Consider the following 12,363-nt stretch of genomic DNA (forward strand, 5'->3'; position numbering starts at 1 on the left):
ATGCCGTAACGCACATTGGATTATTTCATCTGTAATTTATTTTTTTATTTTGTAGCCGTTGAAGTTTATACAAGAAATGGCCCGCAGCTTTTTTCTTCATTTAGTTTAAAATAAAGGTTATGTCGCCTCATGTAAGTCGAAACCTATTTACACATTAATAGCTAAACGCTTCAGTAGAAAAATAAATTAATTATCATAGGATACATTTAGTCCTGCTTTTTGATAAAAGTTTATTTTCGCTTCATTATATTGCTCTGTAAACGAATTAAATGATTCATTCGCTTCATTGATTTTATCATATCTTTCATTCAGGTTATTAATCTGTAACTGAAGTTGCTCTAACGTTAAGTCTTCAGTTTGGAATAGGTCATACAGGTCTTTTTCAATTCCTATAGCTGCCATGTAATGATCCCATAGAACCATATAAGCTTCATAGCGTTGTTCCATTAGTTGATACAATGACTGGGCCTCTTCCTTTAAATCCTCATCCTCTAGCTTTTCAATAGAAGCTTTAACTTCTTCAAATTGTTCTCGGGCTTCCTCAATACTTTTCTTTTCATTTTGTATAGCTGTTTCTTTTTGTTCTACAAGTACAAGTCCTTCTTGAGACAATTTGACAATTTGATCAAACTCTTTCATTCCTAGACTCAATATTTCCTCATAAATTTCGGATTCTTCTCTTTCCAATTCTAATAATGGTTCTTGTTGCTCCTCAAAGCTAGCTTCTAATTCTACTACCTTTTCAAGAGTCTCGAATATCTCTTGTTCTGGTGACTCCCCGTTCACACAGCCTGATAAAAGAATCATAAGAGCTAAAACACTAAAACTTTTTTTCAAAAATTGCAATTTAAATCCCCCTAACATTTCTTCTCTTTTACTATAAATTTTATTGTTAATTTTTACAATATTAAAATCCAATCTCTTGCATAAAATTAGTATCATATCTTTTTAAACATCTTACTACCATCTTACGAGTTGAATAGAGTATAGTAAGTACATAATTAAGATAGGAGTGACATGTATGTTAACAACTAATGACATAATTAAGGAAGGGCATCCCACACTAAGAAGGGTAGCTGATGATGTAGTGCTTCCTCCTACTTTAGAGGACATTGCCACACTGGATATGATGCTTGAATATCTACAAAACAGTCAAAACCCTGAGATTTCTATGCAACATGACTTGCGTCCAGGAATAGGCCTCGCAGCGCCGCAAATCAATATTAGTAAAAAAATGATTGCCATTCACGCAAGAGACGAATCCGGAAATCTACATAGTTACAAATTACTTAACCCTAGAATAGTTAGTCATTCTGTGGAAAGAAGTTATCTTACTACAGGTGAAGGATGTCTATCCGTTGATCGAGAAGTACCAGGACTTGTTCCAAGATACGCACGAGTAACTGTCAAAGCCGTAAATACAGAAGGTGAAGAGGTAAAATTACGGTTAAAAGGGTTGATAGCCATTGTTTTCCAGCACGAAATAGATCATTTAAATGGAGTAATGTTTTACGATCATATTGATCAAAACAACCCATTTCAACCAATCGAAGGTGCAATACCTATTGAAAGGTAATAATCGAACCTTGGCCTTTTGCAGCCTTTCTTAATAGATAAGAGCCACTTCGTACCCCCTATTCTAAATGGTAGTTGCTAATAACCAGTTAAAAGTCGGGTTCAGTTCTTTTTATTTCCTCTACATTAATCTAAATGCAGGAAAAGAGCATGGCATATTCCGGGTTCCTTATTTAATTGCCCAACAACAATTTGCAATACAGACTTAAGAGAAAAACCCGGAGAAATGATTAAGCATATCAATAACGCTATAAAACAAAAGGCTCGATCAAAATGATCAAGCCTTTTGTTTTATTAATCCGAAACTGTTAAGACCATGCCAAATTCCATCTTCACCAACATCTTTAGTAACATGCTTTGCAACTTTCAACAGTTCAGGATGGGAGTTCCCCATCGCTACACCATTTGCGACAAAGCTAATCATTTCCACATCATTTAAACCGTCTCCAAATGCATAGACATTCTCTTTTTTGAAGGGGATTTTTTCGAGCATTCTTTGAATACCTATCGCCTTTGAGCCACCTTTTGGGAGAATATCAGTCGAATACTGGTGCCAACGTATAAAGTGGAAGTCTCCATACTCTTTTACATATGTTTGTTGGTCATTATCTTCAATAAACAGTAAAGCTTGGTAAATTTCTGTTTCATCAAGGAACGATGGACCAAATTCAGGGTGTGTAAATTTCAAACTCCCCATACTTTCATGGATATAAAAGTGATTTTCTACATTTGCCTTCATCGTTTCATGATTCATGAATACGAGAGGGTGTTGCATCTTTTCAGAAAATTGAAGAAGAGTGCGCATTTTATTTGGGTCTAGTGGATTTTTATAGATTACTTCTCCTTCAAAAACTACATATTGCCCATTAAAGCTTACATAAGATTGAATGTCTAACTCTTCACGTAAATCTTCGAACATGAATGGTGCTCTTCCTGTAGCAATTGCCACATATACACCTTGGTCTTTTAATTCCTTGATTGCGTCCTTCGTTGATTGTGGCAATTCCTTCTCATGGTTAAGCAAAGTTCCATCTATATCAAAAAACACAATTTTCTTTTCGTTTTCCATCACTACCACCTTACTTTTTAAACTGCAATTTTTTTTACAGTATTTTGTTTTTTTGCTTTTGTTTTATATGAAGATAAATATACACCACTAAAGATGAGAATTAAACCAAAAAGCATATGAAATGTTATTTCTTCTTGTAAAAGAAAACTCCCCCAAACCATTGCAGTAATTGGCACAAGGTAAGTAACAAGTGATGCAAACTCCGCACTTCCTTCTTTCACCATATAATAATATAGAAGATAGGCAATTCCTGAACCGAACACACCTAAACCTATTAAAGAAGCAATTGTGATAGAATTTCCAATGGCTACAAATCCATCTGGTTGAAAAAAAAGCATTACTATTCCCGATATTATCCCTGCCATTGCAAGGGTAGCAAAAGAAATGATGGTAATAGGAATATTTTGAAGGTATTTTCTGCTAAGGTGTGCACCATAACCATAACAGATTGTAGCGCCAAGCATGGTCCCAACTCCAAGTAAATTGTCGTGAAACAATTGAACGATATTAAGCTCAAGCAAAACAAGAATTCCAAAAAAGCCTACAGTAATCCCCAACCATTGCATTCTTTCCAATTTACTTGAGAATATAAAATAACCGATTATTATTGTCCAAATTGGAGTAGTAGCATTTATGACAGAAGCCATACTACTACTAATACTTGTCTCACTTATGGCAATAAGTGCCCACGGAAGTGCATTATTTAGAAGTGCAATGAAAAATATCGGAGTAATAGGTATTTTTTTTAGTCCACTTAACTTCTTTTGAACAATTAGAAGTATTAGCAAAGTTACTGCACCAAAAAAACATCTCCAAAATACTACCCCTAGAACACCTAAGTCCAACAAAAGTAATTTTATAAACAAAAAGGACATTCCCCATATCAAGCTTAAAGTCAACAAAGCCAAATATAATCGTTTCATCATGTTTACCACCTTAATTCTTTAGTGTTTCGAAATAAGTTTATTTTAAACTACATGAATGAAAGGATTACTGTCAATATAAATTTGCTTGAAAGCGCGTAACAAATACTACTTTGGCTTATTCCCAATAGAACATTTATATGTTACTCTGTAGTTAACCATACGCAGTATGCACAAATTCAATGTATCTTTTCATGCCCTTTGTACCTAATTTCGTATTTTTTCCAGTAAAGTTTTTTGCTGTTTGATGCATATTAACTAATAACAAACAGAACGAATTAAACGTACAAGGAGTGAAATTCTAATGTTAAGAAGACTACGAAGGAAACTGCTGCGGAGAATGAATGATATACTCAAAAGAAAAACGATAGCCTAAGACTTCACTTAATGAGTCCTTCATTTGGAGGACTCTTACATATTTATATAAACTAAATTTTACAAAGAAAAAAAGGATAATTATAATAAATATAACCTTGGTCAATATTGGTAAAGTATGCAAAAGAATACGATGGGAAATATAGAATAGAACCTCGTACCAGTAAAATACATGAATTATTCGTTCTTATCGTATATAATAAAGGTTACGAACGGCACAATTGCCATTGTACGGCTTTTTACATACATAGCCACCTTGATAGGATGTTTTTTCAATATGCGTTGTCTTTTTGTTTGGGTTATGTGCATAGGATCAAGAACATTTTAGGTTCGCCGGACACTTCAACACATATTCCACTCAACAAATAACTATAGATACAAACTTCACTGCTTCCAAGAGCAGCTGAAAATTAAGAAAGAATTTATTAAGGAGAGATTTGAATGATTTTTAAAGTTTATTATCAAGAAGACATTACAGAAGCACCTGTAAGAGAAAAAACGGAAGCTCTTTATGTGGAAGCTTCAGCAGTTTATGAAGTTCGCAGAAAACTTTATGACAAACCATACAACATTGAGTTCATCCAAGAAGTTTCAGGGAATTTCTATGAGTATGAAAAACAATCAGAAAACTTTAAAGTATTGGAGATTTGATAGACAATGAAATTTGTAAAAAACAACCAAGCTGCGGTATTCGCTTTAGGCGGTCTAGGTGAGATCGGGAAGAACACCTATGCAGTCCAGTTTCAGGATGAAATCATCCTAATCGATGCCGGTATTAAATTCCCTGAAGACGAATTACTGGGAATAGACTATGTTATACCAGATTACACATATATAGTGAAAAATCAGGAAAAAATCAAAGGTCTTTTTGTTACTCACGGTCACGAAGATCATATTGGTGGAATTCCATACCTTTTACGTGAAGTGGATATACCGGTTTATGGAGGCAAATTAGCACTTGGACTAATAAAAAATAAACTAGAAGAACATGGACTTTTACGTAAAGCTAAATTAATTGAAATTCAAGAAGATGACATCATTAAGTTCCGTAAAACATCTGTTACTTTTTTCCGTACTACACACAGTATCCCTGATTCCTATGGAGTAGTTGTTAAAACTCCACAAGGAAATATCGTACACACTGGTGATTTTAAGTTTGACTTTACTCCTGTAGGTGAGCCTGCCAATCTAACAAAAATGGCTGAGATAGGAAAGGAAGGTGTCCTTTGTCTTCTTTCCGATAGTACCAACAGTGAGATTCCTGATTTCACCATGTCTGAACGAAAAGTAGGTGACAGTATTCAGGATATATTCCGTAAGGTTGATGGAAGGGTCATTTTTGCTACTTTTGCATCCAATATTCACCGCCTTCAACAAGTGACAGAGGCTGCTGTTGCTCACGGAAGAAAAATCGCTGTTTTTGGCCGTAGCATGGAAGCTGCTATAAATATTGGACAAGACCTTGGGTATATTAGTGCTCCTAAAGATACATTTATTGAAGCAAATCAAATTAACCGATTACCAGCAAATAAGGTTACCATTTTATGTACGGGTAGTCAGGGTGAACCAATGGCAGCACTGTCAAGAATTGCTAATGGTACACACCGACAAATTCAAATAATCCCTGGAGATACAGTGGTATTCTCGTCCTCTCCTATTCCTGGTAACACTTTAAGTGTGAACCGTACTATCAATATGCTGTTCCGTGCAGGTGCAGATGTTATTCATGGTTCATTAAGCGATATTCACACTTCCGGACACGGTGGACAACAAGAACAGAAGCTGATGCTACGCCTAATCAAACCAAAATACTTCGTGCCGATTCATGGGGAATATCGTATGCAAATTACCCACAAGCAACTTGCTGTTGATTGCGGTGTTCCAGTCGAAAACTGCTTTGTAATGGATAATGGAGAAGTCTTAGCTCTTGGTGAAGATGAAGCTTCAGTAGCAGGAAAAATTCCATCTGGCAATGTATATATTGATGGAAACGGAATTGGCGACATCGGAAATATCGTATTACGCGACCGCCGAATTCTTTCTGAAGAAGGACTAGTAGTCGTGGTGGTAAGCATCAATATGAAGGACTTCAAGATTGCTTCTGGACCAGATATCATTTCACGTGGCTTCGTCTATATGAGAGAATCAGGTGATCTAATAAATGATGCACAAGCTCTGATTTCCAAACATTTAAATAAAATTATGGAGCGCCGTACAACACAGTGGTCTGAAATTAAAAATGAAATCACAGATACGCTAGCACCGTTCCTATATGAAAAAACGAAGCGCCGTCCAATGATTCTCCCAATCATTATGGAAGTCTAAATCACTTCCCCATACTATTAGGGAATTCAGACTGTAGTCAACCTAAAGGTTGTCTACAGTTTTTTTATGGACCTAAACACTACGAAATAACTACTGTAGGTCAGTTAAACTTTCCTTACACAAAAAAATACCCAGTAAGAAAAAACCTTACTGGATAATCTTTTACTCTTCTACTAGCTTCTTTTCAAACCTATTTATATCCTTATCTGCACCAATAACAATTAATATATCACCCTTTAGAATAACATCTGTTGCCTGTGGCGATACGATAATTTCCCTACCACGCTTAATAGCTACTATGTTTATACCATATTTAGCCCGGATATCTAAATCAATGAGTGTAAATCCGTCAAGTCTGCGGCTCGCTACAATTTCCACTATACTATGTTCATCAGATAACTCCAGATAATCTAAGACATTATTAGAAACGATATTATGGGCAATACGCCTTCCCATATCTCTTTCTGGATGTACAACCTGATCTGCACCAATTTTCTTTAGCACCTTTTCATGATAATCATTAGTAGCTTTTACCGTAACTTTTTTTACACCCAATTCTTTTAAAATTAACGTGGTAAGTATACTTGCTTGTATATTATCACCAATTGCCACTATGACATGATCAAAATTACGAATACCTAAACTCTTCAGAACAGCTTCATCTGTAGTATCTCCTACTACTGCATGTGAAGCGATGTGGGCAAATTGGTTTACTTTTTCTACATCATTATCAATGGCAAGTACTTCTACACCCTCATCACTTAGAGCTTTTACCATACTTCCTCCGAAACGACCTAACCCAATTACGGCAAACTCTTTTCTATTCAAAATACTTCCTCCAATGAATGGACTTAATGAGATTTTTTATATATTTTACCACAATAATCTACTCTATAATAAATGTAAATATATTATCGGCAATTTCAATTTAAACTAGAAGGCAAAAAGAATGTTGTAATTTTCACCAAAAAATAAAGACCAAATCATACTAAGATTTGATCTTTATTTTTACTTTTTCTTATTAGTCAACTTACGTCTAACATCGTAAATTGTGCTTTTACTAGACGATAATAAATGCCCTCATGATTCATAAGTTGGTCATGGTTTCCTTGTTCCATAATGTTCCCATGATCAAGAACAATAATATTATCTGCTTCACGTATGGTAGAAAGTCGATGTGCAATAATGATTGCTGTTCGCCCTTTCAAAAGTTGTTTAAGCGCCTGTTGAATTTGCATTTCGGTTTCCGTATCAATACTTGCTGTTGCTTCATCAAGAATAATTATGCTCGGATCTGCTAAAAGAGCGCGGGCAAAGGAAATCAACTGTCTTTCACCAACAGATAATACATTTCCTCTTTCCTCTACCTCTGTTTCATACCCGTTCTTTAATCTTTCAATGAAAGCATTAGCACCCACCGCTTCCGCAGCAGCCTTGACTTCTTCATCTGTTGCTGTTGGACGACCAAAGCGGATATTGTCGTTGATTGTTCCAGAAAATATGAATGTATCTTGCAAAACAACACTAATTTGAGATCGTAAACTTTTTAGAGAAATATCTTTGATATTATGACCATCAATTAATACTTCTCCTCCAGTTGCATCATAAAAACGAGAAATTAAATTCGCAATGGTTGTTTTCCCTGAACCAGTATGCCCAACTAATGCTACTGTTTGGCCAGCTTCCATCTTCAAAGAAATTTTATTCAGTGCTTTTCTTTTACTATCATATGAGAATTCTACATCCTTAAATTCAATTTCACCGTTGATAGTCTCGATTTGAACTGCATCCTCTTTTTCGTCAACAATTGGTTTCTCATCTAAAAATTCAAAGATACGTTCTGAAGAGGCCATCCCAACTAAAAGCATATTGTATAGCTGTCCAAGCCTTGAAATTGGCTCCCAAAACATCCCTAAGTAAAAAGCGAAGGAGATGAACACCCCAACTGTTAAAGAGCTAGATCCACCTGTTAGGTTTACTTGAATTAAATACGCACCAAACCAGATAAGTATCACTGTACCAACTGCATTTGTCATTTCTACAAACGGTCTAAAGATAGCATTTTGTCTTGTTGCGTTTTTCCAAGACTCAAAGTTCTCAGAATTAATACGGTCAAAAAAGCCCATATTTTCACGTTCTTGAGTAAAAGATTGTGTAACGCGAATTCCTTGAATACTCTCATTTAAATGGGAATTTAACATAGCTTGCTTGATGCGAACGTCTTGCCAAGCTCTTCTAATTTTTCGTCGAAGACTTGTAGAAATGAAGAACATTAGTGGCAATATTATAAGGATGGCTGTAGCAAGCTCTGGACTTAAAATAAACAAGATTACTACTATACCTATTAATAAGATAAAATCCATTAACAGATTAATGACACCGTTCGTAAATAATTCTTGCAGAGAGTTAATATCATTCATTATTCTAACAAGAATAGAGCCCGCAGAACGCTGGTCAAAAAACCTATGTGAGAGACCTTGTACATGTGAAAACAGATGTTTTCGCAAATCATAGATGACTTTTTGTCCAAGCATATTCATCCATCGTATTCTAAAAGCATTAGCAACATAGGAAACTAGATACAAAGCTCCTACAACAATAGCAAGTTTCGTTAAAAGATCCATATCCTTTTGTGCTATTGCATCATCATACAGATATTTCCCTATTATTATTGGAATAGCTAATCGAACTCCTGTTGCAATAAGCATCGTAATTATTGCAAGTGGCAGCAATGTTTTTGAATATGGTTTCATATATGCTAATAAACGCCACATCTGCTTCCAATTAAATGGCTTTTCAATTGCTTGATCAGTAGAATAATAGAATCTTTTCTTTACATTATCATTTAATTCAATTTTGTGCTTTCTACGCATGTTTTCTCACCTGCCTTTAATTAGTCTGAGTTGCCAAAACCGCCTTTTGGTCTTTATACTGAATATCATATATACGACGATATGCGCCATTTTTCCCTACGAGTTCGTCATGTGTTCCTCTTTCAATTACTTTACCTTCCTCTAACACTAAAATTTCATCTGCATGTTTTAAGGAAGATATTCGATGAGCAATAATAAATGTAGTCCTTCCTGATAATGCTCCTTTAAGCTCTCTTTGAATATTAAACTCTGTTTGCATATCTACAGCACTCGTCGCATCGTCCAATACTAGAATACTAGGATCCAGAATAAGAGCACGGGCTATGGCTATCCTTTGCTTTTGTCCACCAGAAAGTCCCATACCTCTTTCGCCAAGCATCGTATCATAGCCATCTGGCAACTCCATTATAAAATCATGGGCTTGAGCCATCTTGGCTGCACGGACAATTTCATCCATCGTTGCATTCGGCCTTCCATAGGCAATATTTGATTTAATGGTAGATGAGAATAAAAACGATTCCTGAAGTACAAAGCCAATTTGATTGCGCAATGTATATAATGAATAATTTTTAACTTCTTCGCCGTCCACTAGAATTCTACCAGATTGAGGTTCATAAAATCTGGTAATCAACTGAGTTATACTTGTTTTTCCAGAACCAGTTGCACCAATTAATCCTATTTGCTTTCCTGGTGGTGCATCAAACGTAACATCTTCAAGTGCTTTTTTATCTTCATTAGGATATTGAAATGTAACATTTTCAAACGTTACATGACCGTTTAGTTTTGAAACATCTTTTGCTTCTGGGTGATCTTGAATATCTTCATTTGCATCTAATATTTCTAGAAGCCTTTCTCCAGATGCTTTAGCCTGTGAAAACTGGTTAATAACGAAACCAAGGTTTGCAATTGGCCATACGATATACCAGATTAGTGAGAAAAATGCTACTAGTCCACCAGCTGTTAATGTTCCGTTAATGACTAAATAACCACCAAATGAAATTAACCCTACTACACAGGCGTTCCCGATAAATTCCATGAGAGGGAAATACTTTGCCCAAATATTTGCTGTTGTGATGTACTTATCTTTATAATCCTCATTAGAATTGTTAAATTTCCCTATTTGATAATCTTCTCTTGAAAGTGATTTTACTGTATTAATACCACTAATATTTTCTTGTACATTCGTGTTTAATTTTCCAAAAGACTTCCTAATACCACGAAATGCAGGATGCACCCTTTTGTCAAATCGGTAAGTAATGAATGCAAGAAAAGGCATAGCAATTAGTGTTACGAAGGTCAGCGCTACTGAATAATAAAACATTAAGCTTAAACTAATAGTCACAAGTAATACAAATCGAATCAATTCTGCAAAACCAAAAGACAAGAAAAATCGGAATCCCTCTACATCCGCAGTTAGTCTTGACATCAAATCTCCTGTTTTTGCATTATCATAATATCTAAATGGTAAAAATTGCAGTTTTTCATACAATTCATTTCGAAGTCGATACACCGACCGTATTCCAAATAAATCTCCTAAAAACTGATTGTAATACGTAAATACCCCTTTTAAAGCCATTATTCCAAGAAACCCTATTGCAATATAAGGTATGTAGTGGAATTGTTGCTTACTAATTACCTCATCAATTGTCAATTGTAATATTACTGGGTAAATGACCGTTATGACCGTTACTAGTAATAAAAAAACTAAGGACAAGTAAAAGCTTTTACGATAAGGCCAATAGAAGTCCTTTAACTTCTTAAATGTCTCCACATGTATTCCCTCCTTTGTTTACTCATGCTGGAAAATATAAGATAGTATCTAATATATCGACTTTCGAAATAATTATCCAGTCTTTTTCGGAAAAATTTAAATTATTTATACACTAATTGTATCGCTTTATTTTACATTTGGAATGGGATAAGAAGTTGGAAATTTTCTACGTCTTTAGACGGAGAAGCCAGACCATACAAAAGAATTACCTTATAAAGATAATGCTATGAAGATTACATCGATTTATATTCTACTTTAGTTAACAGATAGATTGTCGAGGACTTTCAAATGCACTTTCCGTAAGATTGATTAGATAAAAAAAGAATTACCCATTTAAGGATAATCCTTTTTTTATCTAACATTATTTTTCACTTTCACCTAGAACACGGTTAACACGTTTTTCAAGCATTTTCATTCCACTGCCTCCAGCTTGGAAATGACGCAGGTTTCCTTCTGCATCAAATACATAATATGCTGGAACATATTGATTTTCAAAGGCATCCGTTAGTTTATGTTCGTTATCAATAAAAATGGGCTGCGTAATATCGTGTTCACTTGCAGTTTTATTAATACACTCCATGTTAAGGTCATCCTCAGAGCGAGGCATATGTACTGCTACAACATTTAACTTATCTTTGTAATTATCTCGAAATTCATTTACTTGTGGCATTGCCTCTTTACATAAATGACAACTGACAGACCAAAAGTGAATGAGAGTTGGTTTATTTCCTACTAATTCTTCTTTTGTAACTTGTCCATTTAACCATTCTGTAGCACCTGACAACTCAGGCATCGGGGAGCGTAGTTTCATAAGCTAATTACCTCCAATATAAGCATTATGTATTGCAAGAAAAGGCCTAACGGATACGTTAGACCTTATTCTATGTTAACAAAAATTATAGAGTAGCTTGTCCAGGCTTCCAGTTAGCTGGGCAAAGTCCACCAGTTTGTAATGCTTGAAGAACACGTAGTGTCTCTTCTACATCACGACCAATGTTGTTGTGGAAAACTGTTTGGTATTGTAGTTCACCTTCAGGGCTGATGATGAATAGACCACGAAGTGCAATACCTTCGTCTTCAATTAGCACACCATAGTCACGGGATACAGCGTGGTTTGTATCTGCAGCTAATGGATATTTTAATTCACCAAGACCATTATCTTTACGGTCTGTGTTAATCCATGCTAAGTGGGTATGGATAGTATCAGTGGATACACCGATAATTTCTGCATCTAAGTCTTCAAATTCGTCATAACGATCAGACATAGCTGTGATTTCAGTTGGACAAACGAAAGTGAAATCCATTGGATAGAAGAAAAGAACTGTCCACTTGTCGTTTTTCATGTTTTCTTCTAAGCTTACTTTTCCGAATTCTTTGTTTGATAAAACAGCATCCATTTCAAAACGTGGAGCTTGTTTACCTACCATACGTTCTGCCATTTGTAAATCCCTC

Annotated in this window: 11 protein-coding genes; 3 read left to right on the forward strand and 8 right to left on the reverse strand. The window is 35.3% G+C overall.

All coding sequences use genetic code 11. From position 1 onward, the window contains the following. Window positions 1-186: 186 nt before the first annotated feature. Window positions 187-846: a YkyA family protein gene (locus LRP81_RS03285; RefSeq protein ID WP_230499809.1), complete on the reverse strand. Its 660-nt coding sequence runs from the start codon at window positions 844-846 to the stop codon at window positions 187-189. A gap of 175 nt (window positions 847-1,021) precedes the next feature. Between LRP81_RS03285 and def the strand changes: the two genes are divergently transcribed. Further along, window positions 1,022-1,576, forward strand: coding sequence for a peptide deformylase (gene def / locus LRP81_RS03290; protein WP_230499810.1), 555 nt, complete (start codon window positions 1,022-1,024; stop codon window positions 1,574-1,576). Between the two features lie 276 nt (window positions 1,577-1,852). Here def and LRP81_RS03295 read toward each other — a convergent pair whose 3' ends face one another. Together LRP81_RS03295 and LRP81_RS03300 are read right to left on the reverse strand one after the other, a co-directional pair. Continuing rightward, window positions 1,853-2,644 (reverse strand): Cof-type HAD-IIB family hydrolase, encoded by a 792-nt coding sequence (locus tag LRP81_RS03295; RefSeq protein WP_230499811.1) that lies wholly within the window; start codon window positions 2,642-2,644, stop codon window positions 1,853-1,855. A gap of 17 nt (window positions 2,645-2,661) precedes the next feature. Further along, on the reverse strand, window positions 2,662-3,567 hold the full coding sequence (locus LRP81_RS03300; protein ID WP_230499812.1) for a DMT family transporter: 906 nt from the start codon (window positions 3,565-3,567) through the stop codon (window positions 2,662-2,664). 816 nt (window positions 3,568-4,383) lie between these two features. Between LRP81_RS03300 and LRP81_RS03305 the strand changes: the two genes are divergently transcribed. Both LRP81_RS03305 and rnjA read left to right on the forward strand, forming a co-directional pair. Next, window positions 4,384-4,593, forward strand: a complete 210-nt coding sequence (locus LRP81_RS03305; protein ID WP_230499813.1) for a DNA-dependent RNA polymerase subunit epsilon — start codon at window positions 4,384-4,386, stop codon at window positions 4,591-4,593. A gap of 6 nt (window positions 4,594-4,599) precedes the next feature. Then, complete coding sequence (gene rnjA / locus LRP81_RS03310) at window positions 4,600-6,267, forward strand: ribonuclease J1 (RefSeq protein WP_230499814.1); 1,668 nt, start codon at window positions 4,600-4,602, stop codon at window positions 6,265-6,267. Between the two features lie 162 nt (window positions 6,268-6,429). On the opposite strand, the gene LRP81_RS03315 is transcribed toward rnjA, so the two are convergent. From LRP81_RS03315 to LRP81_RS03335, 5 genes are all read right to left on the reverse strand, one after another. Next, window positions 6,430-7,095: a potassium channel family protein gene (locus tag LRP81_RS03315; protein WP_263458223.1), complete on the reverse strand. Its 666-nt coding sequence runs from the start codon at window positions 7,093-7,095 to the stop codon at window positions 6,430-6,432. Window positions 7,096-7,292: 197 nt separating this feature from the next. Continuing rightward, on the reverse strand, window positions 7,293-9,140 hold the full coding sequence (locus LRP81_RS03320) for an ABC transporter ATP-binding protein (protein WP_230499815.1): 1,848 nt from the start codon (window positions 9,138-9,140) through the stop codon (window positions 7,293-7,295). A gap of 16 nt (window positions 9,141-9,156) precedes the next feature. Beyond that, window positions 9,157-10,911: an ABC transporter ATP-binding protein gene (locus LRP81_RS03325; RefSeq protein WP_230499816.1), complete on the reverse strand. Its 1,755-nt coding sequence runs from the start codon at window positions 10,909-10,911 to the stop codon at window positions 9,157-9,159. A gap of 361 nt (window positions 10,912-11,272) precedes the next feature. Continuing rightward, on the reverse strand, window positions 11,273-11,722 hold the full coding sequence (locus LRP81_RS03330) for a TlpA family protein disulfide reductase (protein ID WP_230499817.1): 450 nt from the start codon (window positions 11,720-11,722) through the stop codon (window positions 11,273-11,275). 85 nt (window positions 11,723-11,807) lie between these two features. Beyond that, window positions 11,808-12,350 carry a peroxiredoxin gene (locus LRP81_RS03335; RefSeq protein ID WP_230499818.1) on the reverse strand — a complete coding sequence of 181 codons (543 nt, stop codon included), beginning with the start codon at window positions 12,348-12,350 and terminating at the stop codon, window positions 11,808-11,810. Between the last annotated feature and the right edge of the window lie 13 nt (window positions 12,351-12,363).

Origin of the sequence: Sutcliffiella rhizosphaerae (genome assembly GCF_917563925.1) — a bacterium.
Classification (GTDB): domain Bacteria; phylum Bacillota; class Bacilli; order Bacillales; family Bacillaceae_I; genus Sutcliffiella_A; species Sutcliffiella_A rhizosphaerae.

Bases quoted from the DNA above. Each gene is read 5' to 3' on its own strand.
- def (WP_230499810.1), top strand. From the start codon at position 1,022: ATGTTAACAACTAATGACATAATTAAGGAAGGGCATCCCACACTAAGA.
- LRP81_RS03295 (WP_230499811.1), bottom strand. From the start codon at position 2,644: ATGGAAAACGAAAAGAAAATTGTGTTTTTTGATATAGATGGAACTTTG.
- LRP81_RS03300 (WP_230499812.1), bottom strand. From the start codon at position 3,567: ATGAAACGATTATATTTGGCTTTGTTGACTTTAAGCTTGATATGGGGA.
- LRP81_RS03305 (WP_230499813.1), top strand. From the start codon at position 4,384: ATGATTTTTAAAGTTTATTATCAAGAAGACATTACAGAAGCACCTGTA.
- rnjA (WP_230499814.1), top strand. From the start codon at position 4,600: ATGAAATTTGTAAAAAACAACCAAGCTGCGGTATTCGCTTTAGGCGGT.
- LRP81_RS03320 (WP_230499815.1), bottom strand. From the start codon at position 9,140: ATGCGTAGAAAGCACAAAATTGAATTAAATGATAATGTAAAGAAAAGA.
- LRP81_RS03330 (WP_230499817.1), bottom strand. From the start codon at position 11,722: ATGAAACTACGCTCCCCGATGCCTGAGTTGTCAGGTGCTACAGAATGG.
- LRP81_RS03335 (WP_230499818.1), bottom strand. From the start codon at position 12,350: ATGGCAGAACGTATGGTAGGTAAACAAGCTCCACGTTTTGAAATGGAT.